This window comes from Collinsella sp. CLA-ER-H11 (assembly GCF_040092445.1).
Taxonomy (GTDB): domain Bacteria; phylum Actinomycetota; class Coriobacteriia; order Coriobacteriales; family Coriobacteriaceae; genus Collinsella.
The window spans coordinates 115284-133435 of record NZ_JBBNLN010000004.1 but is presented as its reverse complement, the minus strand read 5'-3'; the positions used below and the strand labels follow the sequence as shown (position 1 = coordinate 133435).

Annotated in this window: 19 protein-coding genes; 18 read left to right on the top strand and 1 reads right to left on the bottom strand. The window is 61.3% G+C overall.

The features are described 5' to 3' along the window. Window positions 1-4: 4 nt before the first annotated feature. From mrdA to rsfS, 11 genes are all read left to right on the top strand, one after another. Window positions 5-2074, top strand: a complete 2070-nt coding sequence (mrdA, locus tag AAAX35_RS04505) for a penicillin-binding protein 2 (protein WP_349116873.1) — start codon at window positions 5-7, stop codon at window positions 2072-2074. A gap of 9 nt (window positions 2075-2083) precedes the next feature. Continuing rightward, window positions 2084-3310, top strand: a complete 1227-nt coding sequence (locus tag AAAX35_RS04500) for an FtsW/RodA/SpoVE family cell cycle protein (protein ID WP_052044188.1) — start codon at window positions 2084-2086, stop codon at window positions 3308-3310. An 18-nt stretch (window positions 3311-3328) separates the two neighbouring features. Beyond that, window positions 3329-4258, top strand: coding sequence for a hypothetical protein (locus tag AAAX35_RS04495; protein WP_349116872.1), 930 nt, complete (start codon window positions 3329-3331; stop codon window positions 4256-4258). Between the two features lie 10 nt (window positions 4259-4268). After that, window positions 4269-6146: a TIGR03960 family B12-binding radical SAM protein gene (locus AAAX35_RS04490; protein ID WP_349116871.1), complete on the top strand. Its 1878-nt coding sequence runs from the start codon at window positions 4269-4271 to the stop codon at window positions 6144-6146. After that, window positions 6143-6955, top strand: coding sequence for a TIGR03936 family radical SAM-associated protein (locus tag AAAX35_RS04485; RefSeq protein WP_349116870.1), 813 nt, complete (start codon window positions 6143-6145; stop codon window positions 6953-6955). The genes AAAX35_RS04490 and AAAX35_RS04485 overlap by 4 nt, the downstream gene beginning before the upstream one ends. Window positions 6956-7022: 67 nt before the next feature. Beyond that, entirely contained in the window at window positions 7023-7397 is a 375-nt protein-coding gene (gene rplU, locus AAAX35_RS04480) for a 50S ribosomal protein L21 (RefSeq protein ID WP_035138585.1), read from the top strand. Window positions 7398-7430: 33 nt separating this feature from the next. Then, on the top strand, window positions 7431-7688 hold the full coding sequence (rpmA, locus tag AAAX35_RS04475) for a 50S ribosomal protein L27 (RefSeq protein WP_006236075.1): 258 nt from the start codon (window positions 7431-7433) through the stop codon (window positions 7686-7688). 85 nt (window positions 7689-7773) lie between these two features. Beyond that, window positions 7774-9240, top strand: coding sequence for a GTPase ObgE (gene obgE, locus AAAX35_RS04470; protein WP_022094754.1), 1467 nt, complete (start codon window positions 7774-7776; stop codon window positions 9238-9240). A gap of 3 nt (window positions 9241-9243) precedes the next feature. Beyond that, window positions 9244-9921, top strand: coding sequence for a nicotinate-nucleotide adenylyltransferase (gene nadD / locus AAAX35_RS04465; RefSeq protein WP_089573445.1), 678 nt, complete (start codon window positions 9244-9246; stop codon window positions 9919-9921). 87 nt (window positions 9922-10008) lie between these two features. Further along, window positions 10009-10542: a bis(5'-nucleosyl)-tetraphosphatase (symmetrical) YqeK gene (yqeK, locus tag AAAX35_RS04460; protein WP_193221482.1), complete on the top strand. Its 534-nt coding sequence runs from the start codon at window positions 10009-10011 to the stop codon at window positions 10540-10542. Between the two features lie 27 nt (window positions 10543-10569). Then, window positions 10570-11025 (top strand): ribosome silencing factor, encoded by a 456-nt coding sequence (rsfS, locus tag AAAX35_RS04455; RefSeq protein WP_022094751.1) that lies wholly within the window; start codon window positions 10570-10572, stop codon window positions 11023-11025. 93 nt (window positions 11026-11118) lie between these two features. On the opposite strand, the gene dinB is transcribed toward rsfS, so the two are convergent. Next, window positions 11119-12333 carry a DNA polymerase IV gene (dinB, locus tag AAAX35_RS04450; protein ID WP_349116869.1) on the bottom strand — a complete coding sequence of 405 codons (1215 nt, stop codon included), beginning with the start codon at window positions 12331-12333 and terminating at the stop codon, window positions 11119-11121. Window positions 12334-12573: 240 nt separating this feature from the next. Here dinB and rpsP point away from each other — a divergent pair, with 240 nt between their 5' ends. Genes rpsP through glyS form a run of 7 tightly spaced genes read left to right on the top strand, consistent with a single transcriptional unit; the run spans window position 12574 to window position 18135 of the window. Then, window positions 12574-12915: a 30S ribosomal protein S16 gene (gene rpsP / locus AAAX35_RS04445; RefSeq protein ID WP_022094749.1), complete on the top strand. Its 342-nt coding sequence runs from the start codon at window positions 12574-12576 to the stop codon at window positions 12913-12915. A gap of 42 nt (window positions 12916-12957) precedes the next feature. Next, entirely contained in the window at window positions 12958-13203 is a 246-nt protein-coding gene (locus tag AAAX35_RS04440) for a KH domain-containing protein (RefSeq protein ID WP_171021534.1), read from the top strand. A gap of 34 nt (window positions 13204-13237) precedes the next feature. Next, the gene (gene rimM / locus AAAX35_RS04435; RefSeq protein ID WP_271736561.1) at window positions 13238-13729 is read left to right on the top strand and encodes a ribosome maturation factor RimM; all 492 of its coding nucleotides are present in this window, start codon (window positions 13238-13240) and stop codon (window positions 13727-13729) included. 10 nt (window positions 13730-13739) lie between these two features. Continuing rightward, window positions 13740-14498, top strand: a complete 759-nt coding sequence (gene trmD, locus AAAX35_RS04430; RefSeq protein WP_349116868.1) for a tRNA (guanosine(37)-N1)-methyltransferase TrmD — start codon at window positions 13740-13742, stop codon at window positions 14496-14498. A gap of 2 nt (window positions 14499-14500) precedes the next feature. Next, a complete protein-coding gene (gene lepB / locus AAAX35_RS04425) occupies window positions 14501-15064 on the top strand; it encodes a signal peptidase I (protein WP_035138578.1) in 564 nt (187 codons plus the stop codon). A gap of 59 nt (window positions 15065-15123) precedes the next feature. Then, window positions 15124-16035, top strand: coding sequence for a glycine--tRNA ligase subunit alpha (locus AAAX35_RS04420; RefSeq protein ID WP_006236091.1), 912 nt, complete (start codon window positions 15124-15126; stop codon window positions 16033-16035). 3 nt (window positions 16036-16038) lie between these two features. Continuing rightward, window positions 16039-18135, top strand: a complete 2097-nt coding sequence (glyS, locus tag AAAX35_RS04415) for a glycine--tRNA ligase subunit beta (protein WP_349116867.1) — start codon at window positions 16039-16041, stop codon at window positions 18133-18135. The last annotated feature ends 17 nt before the right edge of the window (window positions 18136-18152 follow it).

Below are 18152 nucleotides of genomic sequence, written 5' to 3'. Positions count from 1 at the left end.
GTAGATGTCTTCCCAGATGACGGTTATTATCGCCGGTATCGTGCTGGTTGTGGCCATCGTGGTCGCGCTGGTTATCATGCGTCGCGGCGATTCCCGTTTTACCTACGATACGCAACATGGAACGGCCCCGCGCGCCACTGAGGGCGAGGGCAATACCGCGGTGACCGCCTTTAAGGGCCGCTTTTCCATCCTCACCACGGGTGTGGGCGCGATGTTTGCGGCGCTCGCCGTCAAGCTGTGGGGCATGCAGATGGTCTCGTCGGACTATTACGAGAAGCAGGCCAATAGTAATCAGACTCGCACCGTTACCACACCCGCTGTGCGCGGCCGCATCCTCGACCGCAATGGCGTGGCGCTTGTCCAGAACCGTCCCTCACTTGCTGTCGTGGCCTACCGCGACCTTGCCGAGGATGAGGTTCTGGTTCGCCATCTTGCCAACGTGCTTGGAATGCCTTACGTGGCGGTCCTTCGCAATATTCAGGACAATACAGAGGGCGCTCAGAGCCTGCATACCATCGCGACGGACGTCCGTCGCTCCACGGTTGCCTATATCAAGGAACACGCCGGCGAGTTCCCGGGCGTCAAGATTGCCGAGCGTACCGAGCGTCAGTATCCATATGGCGAGACGGCATGCCATATCTTGGGCTATACCGGCACCATTACCTCCGAGCAGCTCGAGGCCCAGAATAAGAAAACCTCTGGCGATGATGATGCTTCTGCTGGCAAGATTACGTACCAGTCGGGCGATATCGTGGGCCAGGCGGGCGTTGAGAGCTACTACGAAAACCTGCTGCAGGGTATTCGTGGCGAGCAGACCGTCAAGGTCGATGCCTCGGGCAATGTGACCGGTCAGGCCGGCGCCGTGCCCGCGAAGGCCGGCTCCGACATTAAGCTCACGCTCGACCTTAAGATCCAACAGGCCTGTGAGACGGCGCTGGCGAGCGCTATCGAGCTTGCCAAGACCACTGGCTACAGCAATGCCGGCAACGGCGCTGTGGTGTGTCTCGATCCCAACAATGGCGAGATCCTGGGCATGGCGAGCCAGCCCAAGTTCGATCCGTCCGTCTTTATCGGCGGCGTCTCAAATGACGTGTGGACCGAGCTCAATGATGACAAGGGTTCGCACCCGCTGCTCAACCGCGCCATTAGCGGACAGTACATGTCGGCCTCGACCATCAAGCCGCTCTCGGCACTGGCCGGTCTTGAGTTTGGAACCTACACTTCAACGCAGACAACCAACTGCACGGGTTATTGGACGGGTCTGGGCAAGGCTTGGGGCAAGCGCTGCTGGCTGACGTCTGGCCACGGCACCATGACGCTGCAGTCGGGTATCGCCAACTCGTGCGACCCCGTCTTCTACGACATGGGCAAGGCGTTCTTTTATGACGAGCAACATCCCGAGGGCCTGCAGGAGGTCTTTCGTCGCTGGGGCCTAGGCAAGACCTGCGGTATCGATCTGCCGAGTGAGGGCGCGGGTCGTATTCCCGATGCCGAGTGGAAAGAGTCATACTTCACCGACGCCTCTGCCGAGGACCGCAAGTGGAATGCCGGCGATATGACCAACATTGCCATCGGCCAGGGCGACATCCTGGTGACGCCCCTGCAGATGGCGTGCGCCTATATGGGTCTTGCCAACGGCGGCAAACAGTACGTGCCTCACGTATTTTTGTCTGCCGTGTCGCGCGATGGCGACGGCGATGCCTATAAGTACAATGGCAAGGGCAAGAAGAAGCGCCTGGAGGCCAAGATCAACAGCGATTCGGATTTGGCTCTTGTTCGCAACGGCATGCACGACGTGATTTACACGGCATCGACGTCCCTGGCGGCGCACTTTGGCACCCTGACGCCGCAGGTATACGGCAAGTCGGGCACGGGCGAGAAAAGTGGCGAGGATGAATACGCGTGGTTCTGCGCCTATGCACCGGCCGATGACCCCAAGTATGTCATCGCTACCGTCCTGGAGCAGGGCGGCGGTGGCTCAGATACCGCGATGCATGTCGTGCGCGACGTGCTCGGCGTGATTTATGACGAGCCCGATACCTCTTCGGCCTCGGGCGATTCTTCGGTTCGATAGGAGGTTGCGATGGATTTTTCTCCGGCGGATCTGTTCCGTTCAACCAAGACCGGCTCTCGCAGCAGCCTGGACCGCGTCAACAAGCAACTTTCGGCCTCGCGCGGCACGTTTCGCCAAAAGGTGCATATCGGTGTGCTCGTGGCTACAGTGGCGCTCGTCGCCTACGGTGCCATCATTATCTGGTCGGCTTCGCAGTTTAAGGCCGATGCCTCGTTCTCACGCCATCTGCTGGGAATTGGAATCGGTACGGTGCTGGCGGTGCTGGTCTGGCGTACCGATCTGCGCGGTATTTCCAATTTCTCGACGGCGTTGCTCGTCATCGACCTGATCGTGATCCTCTCGCCCAAGATTCCGGGTCTGTCCTATACGGGCGGTCTGGGCATGACGGGCTGGATCAAGATTCCCGGTATCGGCTTGACATTCCAGCCGGTTGAGCTTGCCAAGCTCATCACCATCTTCTTTATTGCTACGCTTGGCTCGCAGTATAACGGTCGCATCGATACCGTTCGCGACTACGTCAAGCTCTGCGGCATGCTGTCCATTCCGTTTTTGGCCGTCGTTGCCATGGGCGACCTGGGCTCGGGCCTGGTCGTGCTGGTTTCGGGCGCCATCGTCATTTGTATGAGCGGTGCACGCCGCGAATGGGTGCTGTCGACCCTGGCCCTGCTCGTGGGCCTGGTGGCCCTCGTTCTGGCGCTCGATTCGGTCTTTGATTCGTTGCTCGGCCACGATGTGCTCATCAAGCAGTATCAGATGAACCGTCTGACGGTCTTTATCGACCCCGATAATGCCGATTCGGACGATGCCTACAACCTGCAGCAGTCGCTTATCGCCGTTGGCTCGGGCGGCTTCTTTGGTAAGGGTTTGGGCCATGCGACGCAGTCAGCCGGCGGCTTTCTGCCTGAGTTCCACACCGACTTCGTCTTCGCCTTCCTGTCCGAGACCTTTGGTTTTTGCGGTTCCTTTTTTCTCTTGTGCCTCTACGTGCTGCTGATCTTTTCGACGATTCGCGTCGCCTTTAAGTGTGAGTCGCTGTTCCTGCGTCTGTCGTGTGTGGGTATCGTCGGCATGTGGGCATTCCAGACCTTCGAGAACATCGGCATGTGCATCGGCATGATGCCGATTACCGGTATTCCGCTACCGTTTATTAGCTTTGGTTCGTCTTCGATGATGATTCAGCTGTTGACGGTGGGTATCGTACAATCCATATGGCGGCATCGTTCGGGCGCCGCGTAACCGCTGGAGGGGTTTGCTATGAAAATTCCCGTAGATAAGCTGACCCGCGCTTTTAAGATGGGCGCGTCCGTTAAGAAGGATTCCGATACGCCGGTGCGCGTCTCGGTCTATCTGGATTCGTCCGCCTCGCGCTTTCTGGCCGAGACGGTGCGTGACGCCTTTGTGCCGCAGACGACCTCGGGCATTGTGCGCGTCGAGCGTCTGGGGGAGGAGCGAATTGCTCCAAAGACCGATACCGATGTGGTACTGGTGCTCTCGTGTGGTTCCGACCGCTTGGAGAGTGCCGTGCAGGAGCTCGTGATCGCCGGCGCGCCCGTGTGCGTGCTTGCCGAGTCTGCTGTGGAGGTGCCGTTTATCGAGGAGTCCACGCCCATGCTCGGCGTGGTAGCGGCAACCGATAAGACGTATCTGCTCGAGACGCTTGCCCGCTGGATTCTCGATCGCACCGACAAGGAAACGGCTTTTGCGGCGAACTTTGCCTTCATGCGCATCGCGGCGGCCAATCGTATTATCACCTCGTGTGCGCTCACCAATATGGCGACCGGTGCGCTGGTGTTTTTGCCGGGTGCCGATTATCCCGTTATGGCGCTGGCGCAGGTGGGCATGCTCTTTGAGCTCGCTGCCGTCTTTGGACGCGGCATTAAGCCCGAGCGCGGCTACGAGGTCGCGGGCGTGCTTGCCGGCGGTCTTGTGATCCGAGCGGTCACCCGCGCACTTGTCAAGCAGACGCCGCATATTGGGTTTGCCGTCAAGGCGCTCACTGCTGCCGCGGGCACCTATGGCATGGGCCGTGCGCTCGTTTCGCTCTACGAGCGCGATGTCGACTACAGCCGTGCCAACGAGGTGGTCACTGCCACGTTCTCCCGCGTTCGCGATCTGGTGTCCACCGTCGCGGGCGCTACCCGTCCTATGGCGTCCTATCAGGACGCATCAGATCTCGCTGCTTAGGGGTTTTCCGTTGCGCGTTGCATACCAAGACTGTTTTCATTTAATTGAGCCGTTGCTCGCCAAGGTCGAGAAGCCGAGTCGCTATATCGATCACGAGTGGGGCACGCTTTCCAAGGCCGATGCCGACTACCGTTGCTGCCTGATCTACCCGGATGTGTACGAGGTCGGTCTGCCCAACCAGGGCATCGCCATCCTCTACAACATCCTTAACCAGGCCGAGGGCATCTCCTGCGAACGTGGCTATGTGCCGTGGCCCGATATGGGTGATGCCATGCGCGAGGCAGGCATTCCGCTGCTCTCGCTCGAGGGTGCAGCGCCGGTCGCTTCGTTCGATATCGTCGGCCTGCATGTGCCGCACGAGATGGCGGTGACGAACTTCCTCGAGGCTCTCGACCTCGCTGGCATTCCGCTGTTGGCGACCGACCGAGGTGAAGACGACCCCATTATCATCGCCGGCGGTCCCTCGGTGTACAACCCCGAGCCGTACGCGGCCTTCTTCGATGCCATCCTCATCGGTGAGGGTGAGGAATCGCTGCTCGAGACCTGTCAGCTGCATCGCCGCCTGCGTGACGAAGGAGTCCCGCGCGCGCAGATTGTTGAGCAGCTTGCATCCATTGCCGGCAACTACGTGCCGTCGCTCTATGAGGTTCGTCACGACGAGCCCTGCTCGCCGCATGGCTACACCGTGCCGCGTGAGGGCAAGGATGCGCCGACCGTGGTCTACAAGCGCGTCGTCGAGGATTTCGGCGCCACGAATCCGCTGTCGCAGTCGTGCGTGCCCTATGCGCAGCTGGTCCACGACCGCCTGTCTATCGAGATCCTGCGCGGCTGCGCCCGCGGCTGTCGTTTTTGCCAGGCCGGCATGACGTATCGCCCGGTGCGCGAGCGCTCTGCCGACCAGATCGTCTCGTCGGTGATTCAGGGTCTGGAAAAGACCGGCTACGACGAGGTGTCGCTGACCTCGCTTTCCACGACCGACCACTCCTGCATTCGCGACGTGCTCGGCAGGCTCAACCGTCGCCTGGAGGATACGGGTATTCGCGTGTCTATTCCGTCGCAGCGCCTGGATTCGTTTGGCGTGGATATGGCCGAGTCGGTTGCTGGCGAAAAGAAGGGCGGCCTGACGTTCGCGCCCGAGGCCGGCAGCCAGCGCATGCGCGACATCATTAACAAGAACGTGACCGAGGAGGACCTGGACCGTGCGGCCAAGGCGGCCTTCGAGGCCGGCTGGAACCGCATGAAGCTCTACTTTATGATGGGCCTTCCCGGCGAGCGCGACGAGGACATCGTGGCCATCGCCAATCTGGCCGATCACGTGCTGGAGCTCGGTCGTTCCGTGGTGCCCAAGGCTCGTCGCGGCTCGATCTCGGTGTCGATCTCGGTTTCGGTCTTTATCCCCAAGGCTGCCACGCCGTTCCAGTGGTGCCCGCAGCTCGACTACGACGACGTCAAGCGTCGCCAGAAGCTGCTCGTCACGAGCGTTCGCAACCGTGCCGTCCGCGTTCATTACCACGATGCCGAGACCTCGCTCATCGAGGCCGCGCTGTCCCGCGCCGGTCGTGACATGACGCCCGTCATCATCGATGCTTGGCGCTCGGGCTCTCGCTTTGACGCCTGGGTAGAGCATTTCTCGCTCGATAACTGGAAGGAAGCTGCTGCCAAAAACGGCATCGACCTCAATGAGCTCGTGCACCTGCCCTACGAGTTGGACTGGCGCCTGCCGTGGGAGCACGTGAGCCCCGGCTGCACGCGCGGCTTCCTCGAGCGCGAGTACCGTCGCTCGCTCGAGGGCGTCACGACTTCCGACTGCACCCGCACGTCGTGCACCGGCTGCGGGATCTGCCCCACGCTCCACGCCAAGAATGTATTGATGGGTGATCGCGCATGAGTGAGCGCCTGACCGACAACCCCTCGCTCTTTAGGCTTCGTGTTCGCTATGGCAAGCGCGATCGCCTTAAGTACCTGGGCCATCTCGAAGTAATCCATACCATTGAGCGCATCGTGCGCCGTGCGGGGCTTCCCTATGCCGTCACGCAGGGCTTCTCTCCGCACATGCGCGTGGGCTTCTCTTCGGCGCTACCGGTGGGTACGTCGTCGACCTGCGAGTGGTATGACCTATTTATGACCGAGTTCGTGGCGCTCGACGAGGCGTTTGGACGTCTGGCTGCGGCGTCTCCGGCCGATCTGGCGCCCATTGAGGCGGCGTACATCGACGTGCGCACGCCGGCGTTGACGGCGCAGCTCACGCGCCTGTCGTATCGCATCGACCTGCACTTGGATTCCGAGGCGCCCGTAAGCGCCGACGAGGTGCGTCGTGCGATTGACACGCTGCGCGCGGGTCACGGCATCGACTACGCGCGCGGAAAAAAGAGCAAGCGCTTGGATTTGGACCACACGCTCGTGGGCTATGAGCTCACGGCGGGGGAGCGCCCGGACCATTTGGTGCTCATGCTCGACACCCATGCCGACAACGAGGGCTCCATGCGTCCGGAGATTTTGCTTTCTGCTGCTGATGTTTTGTTGCAGGGCTTGACCCCGGGCGTGGATGCACCTATTGTTTCCACCGGTATGCAAGACCTCGTGACCATCTGCTCCTACGATGTCGAGCGTCAGAATCAAGCATGCGAGGACGACGAGGGCCGACTCGTCAGCCCCATACCTGTGCGAACTTGTGGATTTGCTCCACATACTCGTTGACGGGGGTATTTTCGCCTGCTACTATATTCGGCTGTTGCACTAACTGATGCATGAAGGGCAAGTAAACATGTACGCAATCGTTAACACGGGCGGCAAGCAGTACAAGGTCGCCACCGACGATGTCATCACCGTCGAGAAGATCGAGGGCAATGAGGGCGACAAGGTCACCCTGCCGGTTATCTTCCTCAACGATGGTAAGAAGATCGTCACCGATCCCGACAAGCTGGCCAAGGCCAAGGTTACCGCTCAGATCGTTGAGCAGTTCAAGGGCGAGAAGCAGCTGGTCTTCAAGTTCCACAAGCGCAAGCGCTATCGTCGTCTGAAGGGTCACCGTCAGCAGCTCACCAAGCTGAAGATCGTGAAGGTTCAGGCTACCTCCCGCGCCAAGAAGGCTGTCAAGGCAGAGGCTGAGGCTGTTGCCGAGGCTCCCGTCGCCGAGTAGATTACACTCGTAACGAAAGAGTAGGTATACACAATGGCACACAAAAAAGGACTCGGTTCCTCCCGTAATGGCCGTGACTCCCGCGGTCAGCGCCTTGGCACGAAGCGCTATGCCGGCCAGACGGTAACCACGGGCACGATTCTCGTCCGTCAGCACGGCACGCACATCCACCCGGGTGAGAACGTTGGCCGTGGTAAGGACGACACGCTGTTCGCGCTGGTCGACGGTACCGTTGAGTTCCACAAGGGTATCAAGCACAGGGTCAGCGTACGCCCGCTCGCGAACGCGTAATTCACCCTTCATAGAGCACATATGTGGGAGGCACTTGAGTTTTAGGATTCAAGGGTCTCCCTCTTTTTTGTAGGAGGCGATTCTGTTGTCACAGTTCACCGATATCAGCCGCATTAACGTGTGCGGCGGCGACGGCGGAGCCGGATGCATGTCGTTTAGGCGCGAGGCATTTGTCCCCAAGGGCGGCCCCGATGGCGGCGACGGCGGTCGTGGCGGCAATGTCGTCATCCAGGCCGATGCTCAGCTGTCTTCGCTGATCGATTACCGCTTTAAGCATCACTTTCGCGCCGAGCGCGGCACGCACGGGCAGGGTGCCCGTCGTAACGGCAAGAGCGGCGAGGACCTGATTCTCAAGGTCCCTATGGGTACCGTGGTGCGCGAGCTCGATCCCGAGACGCAGACCCCGATGTTTGAGATTGCCGACCTGGTGCATGATGGCGAGCGCGTTGTCGTGGCGCCCGGCGGTGCCGGCGGCCTGGGCAACACGCACTTTGTGACGTCGGTGCGCCGCGCGCCCGCGTTCGCTCAGCTGGGCGAGCCGGCCGAGGAGCACTGGATTGAGCTCGAGATGAAGCTTATGGCCGATGCCGCGCTCGTGGGCTTTCCCTCGGTGGGTAAGTCATCGCTCATCGCGCGCATGAGTGCCGCCCGCCCCAAGATCGCCGACTACCCGTTTACCACGCTCGTGCCGAATCTCGGCATGGTGCGTGCCGGCGAATATTCTTACGTCGTTGCCGACGTCCCCGGTCTTATCGAAGGCGCGAGCGAGGGCAAGGGTCTGGGTCACCAGTTCCTGCGCCACATTGAGCGTACGGCTCTGATCATGCATGTCGTCGACATGACGGGTGGTTTTGAGGATCGCGATCCGGTCGAGGATTACCACATCATCAACCGCGAGCTCGAGCAGTATGGCGCCGAGCTCTCGGAGCGTCCGCAGATCGTCGTTGCCAACAAGTGCGACGCGCCGGGCACGGCCGACAAGATTGCCGACCTTAAGCGCGCAGCGCTCGACGATGGGCATATGTTCTTTGCCGTGTCCGCCGTGACGGGTGCCGGTCTCAACACGCTGATGCTTGCCGTGGGCGAGCAGGTGGCCAAGCTGCGCGCCGAGTTGGCTGTCTCGGATGAGCCGGTCGTTCTGCGCGACGATGAGTGGGAGCGCCGCCGCCTGCAGCGTGAGAAGCGTTTCCGCATTGTCCAGGAAGAGCCAGGTGCCTTCCGCGTGGTCGGTCGCGCCATCGAGCGCATGGTCATCCAGACCGACTGGGAAAATGAGGAAGCCGTCATTTACCTGCAGCATAAGTTTGCGCGTATGGGTGTTGACGACGCGCTCGAGAAGGCCGGTTGCCGTGCGGGCGACGAGGTCCGCATTTGCCAGCGCGCCTTTGACTTTGAGGGTGCCGAGGACTTCTCGGAGTACGAGGAGCTCGAGGATGCTGGCGAGGACGTTGCCGTTGAAGCCATTGACGTGGCCGATGCTGCGGATGAGGGCGTCGAGGTTGTCGATGCGGCGGATGCCGCGGGCGATGCCGAGACCTCGGAGGGCGAGTAAGCCATGTCGCTGCGCGGTGGAATCGGTCTGCCCGAGCTTCCTCTAGAGGACGGGCAGGAGTTTAGGCTCGGCATTATGGGTGGCACCTTTGATCCCATCCATTACGGGCACCTGGTGACCGCTGAGCAGGCGCGTGAGTCCCTCGACTTGGATGCCGTGCTCTTTATGCCGGCGGGCACGCCTGCCTTTAAGCTTGACAAGCCGGTGACGCCTGCCGAGGACCGTTATGCCATGACGGTCCTCGCCACCGCTGCGAACCCGGCCTTTTTGGCGAGTCGGTTCGAGATTGACCGTCCGGGTGTAACCTATACGGCCGATACGCTTCATGCCCTTCGCGACTTTTACCCGCCGCAGGTAAAGCTCTACTTTATTACGGGCGCCGACGCGATTATCGATATTGTTACCTGGCATGATGCCGAACGAATCGCTGAGCTTGCTACCTTTATTGCGGCGACACGACCGGGCTTTGATATCGATACGGCGCGTGCCCGAATCAAAGAGTCGGGGCTGCCGTTCGACGTGCGCTATATTCAGATTCCGGCGCTGGCGATCAGCTCGACGAACATTCGTAAGCGAGTTGCTCGCGGTATGAGCGTGCGCTATCTTACGAGCGAGTCCGTGCTCGGCTACATTCGCAAACGCAGGCTATATGCCGATTTGGGCCAAGAAGATTTTGAGTGATGGGGGTCTACGTTGTCGGTAGAGGATCAGTTTGAGGGCGATGAGCGCGCGCTGCTCAAGCGCATTCAAGAGCTGCTCGATGTTCGCATGAAGGATAAGCGCAAGCGCTATGTGCATTCGCTGGGTGTTGCCGAGACCGCACTTCATCTGGCCGAGGTCTACGGCGTTGACCGCTTTGATGCCGCTGCCGCCGGACTGATCCATGACTGGGACAAAGTGCTCTCCGACGACGAGCTGGTCACGCGCGCTCTGCATTACGGCATTAAGATTGCCGGCTCTCCTTCCGCCGCGACGCCGCTTTTGCATGGTCCTGTTGCCGCCTATGAGCTTCCGCAGCTTTTCCCCGAGCTGTCGCCGGCCGTTTTCCAGGCTGTCGACCGTCACACCGTGGGTGCCTGCGACATGACGCCGCTCGATATGGTGGTCTTTGTGGCCGATGCCATCGAGCCCAACCGCCACGGTGACTATGCGCATGCGCTGCGCAAGATGGTGGGGGAGTCGACGCTCGATGAGTTGTTCTTCTCCTGTTTTGCGCAGGGTCTGGTCTATGTGATCCAGTCCGGGCGCTATCTTTATCCCACGGCTATTACGATTTACAACCATTACGCCCAGCTGCGCTAGCTTGGGCTGTCTAGAAAGAGGTATTCCATGGCCGACGAGACCATGACCGACGAGCAGATTCTTGAAGGTGTGGAGCACAAGAGCTTCGCCGCCACGTCCGACCGCACTGCCGCCTCGCTGTCCGCGAGCGGTGTCGCCGCCGAGGATGTCGCCCGCGCCGCCGCGCAGGCTGCCTACGACAAGAAGGGCGAGGACGTTCAGGTGCTCGACCTGACCGAGCTTTCCGACGTATGCGACTACTTTGTGCTTGCCACCGGTACCAACAACCGCCAGGTCGATTCTATCGTCGACGAGATCGAGGAGAAGGTCGCCGAGGCTTGCGGCGAGCACCCGTTCTCCATCGAGGGTCGCGAGCAGAAGACCTGGATGCTCATGGACTATGGTTCGGTTGTCGTCCACGTCTTCACTCCCGAAGCCCGCGACTTCTACCGCCTCGAGAAACTCTGGGGAGACGCCCCCCAGCTCCCCCTCAACCTCCTCTAGTAGCTCATTTGAGACGGGGTTAGCTACCCTCACGCATATCGCCGGGCAGTTGCGGTTTTCCGCACCTGCCCGGCTTTCATTTTGCCTCAGGGACTAATCGTTGAAGCGGGATTGGCGGCCGAAGGATAGGGCGGTGTCGCCGAACTTGTCTCGGACGGCGTCGATGGCGACGGATAGGTCGCGGCGGTCGCTGGATTGGGCTCCGCGGTCATCGATCTCGCAGAACAGGTCAGTTTGGATCCCGCCTTGGTGGTCGAAATCGCTCATGCCGATGCCTGCTAAGCGAACATGCATGCCTTCCTGCCAGATGTTGTCGAGCAGTTCGAGCGCAACCGCCACGAAGATGTTCTCATCGTCGGTCGGATGAGGCAGCCGGCGCTGTGCCGTACGCCCGCTGCCATACGAATACTTAAGCTTGAGCGTTACCGTGGCACCCGTCAGCCCCTGACGGCGCAGACGGCGTCCCACTGACTCTCCCAACAGCGCAATCGCCGCCTCAATATCCCCGCGCTCAGTCAAATCTTTCGCAAAGGTGCGTTCATTGCTGACCGACTTGACCTCGCGCTCTTCATCGAGACTCGTGACTTCGGAGATTTCGAGTCCCAGCGCACGCTGGCGCATGCGTTCGCCGTTGACGCCAAAAATGGTAGCCAGTGTGGATTCCGGTGCACGTGATAGCTCGCCGAGGGTGTAGATGCGCATGCGGCGCAGTCGCTCCTCGGCCGAGCGCCCGATGCCGCTCATGGCAGATACCGGCAGCGCAGCCAAAAAGCGCTGTTCCGTTCCGGGGCGCACGATGGTCAGCCCAAACGGCTTATCCCGCTCGCTTGCGATCTTTGCGACCGTCTTGTTGCAGCCCACGCCAATGGAGCACGTCACTCCCAGCGCTGCCACGCGGTCGCTTATACGCCGCGCAACCAGCAGCGGGTCTTCGGGCGCAAAACGACCCGGTGTGATATCGATAAAGGCTTCGTCGATGGATACGCGCTCAACGCGCGGGGTCTCGTCGGCGAGAATCGCCATGACCTGCGCGCTCACCTCGCGGTAGCGATCAAAGTGCCCGTGCGTCCAAATGGCTTGCGGGCACAAGCGCCGCGCCTCGGCCGAGGCCATGGCAGAGTGCACGCCAAAGCGACGTGCCTCATACGAACACGTGGACACGACGCCACGCGAATCGGCGTCTCCGCCCACGATGAGCGGCTTTCCGCGCCATTCGGGATGATCGAGCATTTCCACGCTCGCAAAAAACGCATCAAGGTCCATCAGGCCCACCGCCGGACCCGTCCAGGGAGGCGGCGTGACGCCCATGGCATCCTCATAACCGTATGTATGTTCGCGTCTTTCCATGTCATGAGTATACCGCGCAGCTCATGTGGGGTGCGTGTATGTGCTTGCAAATCCCGAATTCTTGTCTAAGATATGGATTTGCCCTCGACTACACCGAAGAAGTTGGTCTCACGGACTTCACCTGCCCGCGTCGATGGCGTATTATGTTCAACTGTTTGTTTGTAGTTGCAGCCTAAAGCTGCTTGGTTGGAGGAGTTTCCTTTGGCAGTCAAGATTCGCCTTGCTCGTCACGGCGCTAAGAAGCGTCCGTACTACCGTGTCGTCGTCGCCGATTCCCGCGCCCCGCGTGACGGTCGTATCATCGAGGAGGTTGGCCGCTACAACCCGATGACCGCCCCCAAGACTATCAACCTCGACCTCGAGAAGATCGCCGACTGGCAGTCCAAGGGCGCTCAGCTCACCGACGCCGTCGCCGCTCTGGTCAAGGCCGCCAACGAGGGCGAGAAGACCGAGACCGTCGTCAAGAAGTCCAAGAAGCAGCTCGCCAAAGAGGCCGAGGCCGCTAAGGCTGCCGCTGAGGCCGCTGAGGGCGCCGAGGAGTAAATCGTGCCTGAGGTTGACGCTGCACAGCTCGAGGGTGAGGCAATGCTCTCAGATCGCATCGCCGATCTCGTCGAATATCTCGTTGTTCAGATCGTCGACGACCCGGATTCCGTGAGCCTTGAGGTCATCGATGGTGACGACGCCTCTACGATTGAGGTTTCGGTCGCCGAGGATGACGTCGCTAAGGTCATCGGCCGTCGTGGCCGTACCATCAAGGCCATTCGCACGCTCGCCCGTGCACTGGCCGCTCGCCTCGACACTGCTGTCGAGGTAGAGGTTCTGGGCTAGGACCTTGAGGTCCCAGTACAAAAACATCGCCCGTGTGGTCAAGCCGCACGGAAGGAAGGGGGAGGTCCTCGCGCAGCCGCTGCGGGGGCTTCCTTCTGTATTAGAGCCGGGTATGCGCGTCGCCCTGACGCCGCCGGCGCTTAAGCGCGACCGCTTTTGCACGGTCGTGTCCGTCACCGATACGGGCGATGGCGATCTGGTCTCGTTTGAGGGCATTGACGACTTGACGGCCGCCGAGGGCATCACGGGATGCTACGTGCTGGCAAATCGTGACGATTTTGAGCTCGATTCGCTCGACGCTGCCTATACCGACCTGATGGGTCGCGAGGTGGTCGACGAGCGCTTCGGTTTACTCGGCACGATCGTCGAGATCATGTCGACGCCCGCTAACGATGTTTGGGTTGTTGAGGGCGATCGGTACGGCGAGGTACTGATTCCCGTGATCGAGCAGGTCGTGCTCGATCTTCCCGACACAGGAACAATTTCCGTCCACGTGATGGACGGCCTGATCGATATGGACAAGTAGGGAGGACAACATGCTGATCGAGACCCTTTCGGTCTTTCCCGAGATGTTTGAGCCCGTCATGTCCACATCGATCTTGGGCCGCGCCCGCAAGGCCGGCCTTTTTGATTTTAAGGCGTATAACCTGCGCGACTGGACGCACGACCGCCATCGTACCGTCGATGACGAGCCGTACGGCGGCGGGCAGGGCATGCTCATGAAGGTCGAGCCTATTGCCGAGGCCATCGAGGCCATCAGCTCCGAGGGTCCCAAGCCCACCGTAGTGTTCTTCACCCCCTGTGGCGAGCCCTTTACGCAGCATGTGGCCGAGCGCCTGCTCAAAAGTGAGCGCCTGCTGTTTGTGTGTAGCCGCTACGAGGGCGTCGACGAGCGTGCGTATGCGTATGCCGATGAGCGTCTGTCGATCGGCGACTACGTGCTTACGGGTGGCGAACTTCCCGCTATGGTCGTTGCCGATGCCGTCGTACGCCTGATTCCCGGCGCCCTGGGCGACGAGATGAGCAATGTGGACGAGTCCTTCTCGACCGCCGAGGACGGAGGCCTGCTCGAGTACGCGCAGTACACCCGTCCCGCCGAGTTCAACGGCGAAGGCGTGCCGCCGGTGCTCGTGAGTGGCGATCACGCCAAGGTCGATGCCTGGCGTCGCAAGAACGCCATCGAGCGCACCTGCCGCTGGCGTCCCGATCTGATCGAGACGGCGCGCCTTACGCTCCAGGAGCGTGCGTACGCGCAGGAGATTTTGGACGCTTCGTATTCGCAGAGCGAGGAGTGAGAATGGTTCCATCGCAGCATTCCGCGTTGAGGGGCGCTTTTGAGTGGATCGCGGTCATCGCGATCGCATTGGTCGCCACCTTCTTGATTCGCTCGTTTGTGGTCGAGCCCTTTGTGGTGCCCACCGGCTCCATGGAGTCCACGATCGAGATTGGCGACCAGATCCTGGCACAAAAGGTGAGCCTCGAGCTCGGTCAGCCCGTCAAGCAGGGCGATATCGTGGTGTTTCACAACCCCGATGGCACCTCCGAGCATGATGTTCTTGTCAAGCGTGTTATTGCCACGGCCGGCCAGACGGTCGACCTGCAGGATGGCAAGGTGGTTGTTGACGGCCAGGCGCTCGACGAGGACTATACGACGGGCATGAGCTGGCCACTTTCAGTCCAAGCGCCCGGCGCTCAGGTAAGCTATCCCTACACCGTTCCCGACGGGTGCGTGTGGGTGATGGGCGACAACCGCGAAAACTCTGCCGACTCACGCTACTTTGGTCCCGTCGATCGCTCTGATTTGATCGCTGTGGCGCTTGTGCGCTACTGGCCGCTCAACCGCATCGGCGCTATCGACTAAAAACCGCTATAGTACAGTACCTAACCGTGTAATCGTTTCGACGAGGGGATATTAGAGGCATGAACGCTTCATCGCTTTCCTTCCAAGACATCATCCTGCGCCTCCAGCAGTACTGGGGCGAGCAGGGCTGCGTCATTATGCAGCCCTATGACTCCGAGGTCGGTGCCGGTACCTTCCATACCGCGACCACGCTGCGCTCGCTCGGTCCCGCCGAGTGGCGCACCTGCTATGCGCAGCCCTGCCGCCGTCCCGCCGACGGCCGCTACGGTGAGAACCCCAACCGCATGCAGCATTACTATCAGTTCCAGGTGCTCATCAAGCCTTCTCCGGTTAACGCCCAGGAGCTCTACCTGGGGTCTCTTGCCGCTATCGGTCTGGACCCCAACGACCATGACGTCCGCTTTGTCGAGGACGACTGGGAGAGCCCGACGCTCGGCGCCTGGGGCCTTGGCTGGGAGGTCTGGCTCAATGGCATGGAGGTCACGCAGTTTACGTACTTCCAGCAGGTGGGCGGCATCGAGGTCGACCCCGTGCCCGTCGAGATCACCTACGGCCTGGAGCGTATCGCCATGTACGCCCAGGGCGTTAACTCGGTCTACGACCTGGTGTGGAGCTACCTGCCCGACGGCACGCCCATGACCTATGGCGACGTGTTCCTCGAGAACGAGCGCGAGTTCAGTGCCTATAACTTTGAGGTCGCAAACGTCGAGATGATGCGTCAGAAGTTTGATGACTACGAGGCCGAGTGCCATTCCTGCCTGGAGCGCAAGCTGCCGCTGCCGGCATATGACTGCGTCATGAAGTGCAGCCACGCTTTCAACCTGCTCGATGCCCGCGGCGCCCTGTCCGCGGTCGAGCGTGCCAACTACATCCTGCGCGTCCGCGCCGTCGCCAAGGCGTGCTGCGAGGCCTACATGGCCGAGGTCGCCGGAGTCAACGAGAATGCCGACCAGGAAGGCGAGGTGGCGTAAGCCATGGCAGACGCTAAGGATTTCCTGTTTGAGATCGGTACGGAGGAAATGCCCTCCGCACCGCTGAACAATGCCGTCAAGCAGCTTGGCACCATGATCGCCAAGGGTCTCGACGAGGCCGGTCTGGCCCATGGGGAGGTCCGCGTGATCTCGAGCCCGCGTCGTCTGGCTGCGCTCGTGGCCGACGTCGCCACTGCGACCGATGAGGTCCATGAGGTCAAGCGTGGCCCCGCGGCCAACATTGCCTTCGACGCTGACGGTAACGCCACCAAGGCCGCCCAGGGCTTCGCCCGCAAGTGCGGTGTGGCTGCCGAGGATCTGGTCCGTCGCGAGGACACCGACGGCCGTGAGTACGTCTTTGCCGAGAAGAACATCCCTTCCGCCCCGGCCACCCCGATCCTGACGGCCCTGTGCGAGAAGACTATCGCTGGCCTGCAGTGGCCCAACTACCGCTCTCAGCGCTGGGGTCACGAGCATGCGACCTTTGTTCGTCCGGTCCGCTGGATCTGCTGCCTTCTGGGCGAGGACGTTGTGCCCGTGTCGTTTGCCGACGTGACGAGTGGCAACACCACGCGTGGTCATCGCGTGCTTGGCCCCGGTGACCATGTGGTCGCCAGCCCCGCCGTCTACGAGCAGGTGCTCGAGGACGCCGGCGTGCTTTCTGCCGAGCGCCGTCGCGAGGCCATCCTTGCCGGTATCGCCGAGGTCGAGGCCGCTCGCCCCGGTTGCCATGTCGACACGCCCAAGAAGGTCTTTGAGGAGGTCATCAACCTCTGCGAGTGGCCGACGGTGCTCGTCGGTACCTTCGATGAGGAGTTCCTCAAGGTCCCGCACGAGATTATCTGCGAGTCCATGCTCACCAACCAGCGCTACTTCCCGATCTATGACGGCGAGGGCAAGCTCACGCGTGAGTTCGTGGTCGTTTCTAACAGCAAGCCCGAGAATGCCGAGCGCGTGATCGACGGCAACGAGCGCGTCGTGCGCGCCCGTCTGGACGATGCTAAGTTCTTCTATGAGGAGGACTTGAAGATCTCCCTCGACGAGTTCCGTGAGCGTCTGGCCAAGGTTGCCTTCCAGGAGAAGCTCGGTAGCGTGCTCGCCAAGTCCGAGCGCATCGAGCAGCTCGCGCTCGCTATCGCCCGTGAGGCACACCTGGGTGCTCACCTGGCAGCCGATGCCGCTCGCGCCGCGCACCTGTGCAAGGCCGACCTGGTATCCAACGCCGTCGTCGAGTTCACGAGCCAGCAGGGCGTGATGGGCGGTTATTACGCGACCGCGATGGGGGAGAACGACGAGGTCGCTCATGCTATTCGCGATCACTATCGTCCTCGCTTTGCCGGTGACGAGCTGCCCGAGGGCACCGCTGGCTGCATCGTGGCCTGCGCCGACAAGCTCGATACCATCGCTGGTATCTTTGCCATTGGCGAGCCCCCGACCGGCTCCTCCGACCCCTACGCGCTGCGTCGTGCCGCTATCGGCATCATCAACATCCTGCGCGACCGTCTGCCGATCGACCCCACATCGCTCATCGACTTCGCCCTCGAGCTCTATAGCGAGCAGGGCATTGAGTTCGACGCCGCCGAGGTCGCCCAGCAGGTTCGCGACTTCTTCCATGGCCGCCTGGTGAGCATGGCCCGCGACGAAAAGATCCCGGCCGATACCGTTGCCGCCGTCTCTGCGGTGCACATCATTGCCCCGTCCGTCTTCTTCGCCCGCTGCGCCGCGCTCGACGAGGCCCGCAAGAACGATGCCGAGACCTTTGACAACCTGGCTACGGCCTATGCCCGTGCCGCGCATATCTCCAAGCCCGAGCTGGGCGTGGAGTACGACCGCAGCCTGATGGGCGAGGTCGAGCTCGCGCTTGCCGATGCCTCCGAGGCCGCTCAGACCGCGCTAGATGCCGCCCTCGCTGCCGAGGATTACCCGGCCGCATTTGCCGCCCTCGCCGCCCTGCGTGCGCCCATCGACCGTTTCTTCGATGAGGTTATGGTCATGGACAAGGACGAGCAGCTCCGCGATAATCGCCTTAAGCTGCTCAACCGCTTCGAGGCCGTTTTCCCCGGCATTGCCAACATCGGTGAGCTTGCCCGCAAAAAGTAAGCCAGCCTGCGCGTAAG

Coding starts and splice junctions, on each gene's coding strand:
- glyS (WP_349116867.1), top strand. CDS start 16,039: ATGGCAGACGCTAAGGATTTCCTGTTTGAGATCGGTACGGAGGAAATG.
- rplU (WP_035138585.1), top strand. CDS start 7,023: ATGTACGCAATCGTTAACACGGGCGGCAAGCAGTACAAGGTCGCCACC.
- rsfS (WP_022094751.1), top strand. CDS start 10,570: ATGGCCGACGAGACCATGACCGACGAGCAGATTCTTGAAGGTGTGGAG.
- AAAX35_RS04485 (WP_349116870.1), top strand. CDS start 6,143: ATGAGTGAGCGCCTGACCGACAACCCCTCGCTCTTTAGGCTTCGTGTT.
- rpmA (WP_006236075.1), top strand. CDS start 7,431: ATGGCACACAAAAAAGGACTCGGTTCCTCCCGTAATGGCCGTGACTCC.
- mrdA (WP_349116873.1), top strand. CDS start 5: ATGTCTTCCCAGATGACGGTTATTATCGCCGGTATCGTGCTGGTTGTG.
- trmD (WP_349116868.1), top strand. CDS start 13,740: ATGCTGATCGAGACCCTTTCGGTCTTTCCCGAGATGTTTGAGCCCGTC.
- nadD (WP_089573445.1), top strand. CDS start 9,244: ATGTCGCTGCGCGGTGGAATCGGTCTGCCCGAGCTTCCTCTAGAGGAC.
- AAAX35_RS04420 (WP_006236091.1), top strand. CDS start 15,124: ATGAACGCTTCATCGCTTTCCTTCCAAGACATCATCCTGCGCCTCCAG.
- AAAX35_RS04495 (WP_349116872.1), top strand. CDS start 3,329: ATGAAAATTCCCGTAGATAAGCTGACCCGCGCTTTTAAGATGGGCGCG.
- AAAX35_RS04500 (WP_052044188.1), top strand. CDS start 2,084: ATGGATTTTTCTCCGGCGGATCTGTTCCGTTCAACCAAGACCGGCTCT.
- lepB (WP_035138578.1), top strand. CDS start 14,501: ATGGTTCCATCGCAGCATTCCGCGTTGAGGGGCGCTTTTGAGTGGATC.
- AAAX35_RS04440 (WP_171021534.1), top strand. CDS start 12,958: ATGCTCTCAGATCGCATCGCCGATCTCGTCGAATATCTCGTTGTTCAG.
- dinB (WP_349116869.1), bottom strand. CDS start 12,333: ATGGGCGTCACGCCGCCTCCCTGGACGGGTCCGGCGGTGGGCCTGATG.
- yqeK (WP_193221482.1), top strand. CDS start 10,009: ATGAAGGATAAGCGCAAGCGCTATGTGCATTCGCTGGGTGTTGCCGAG.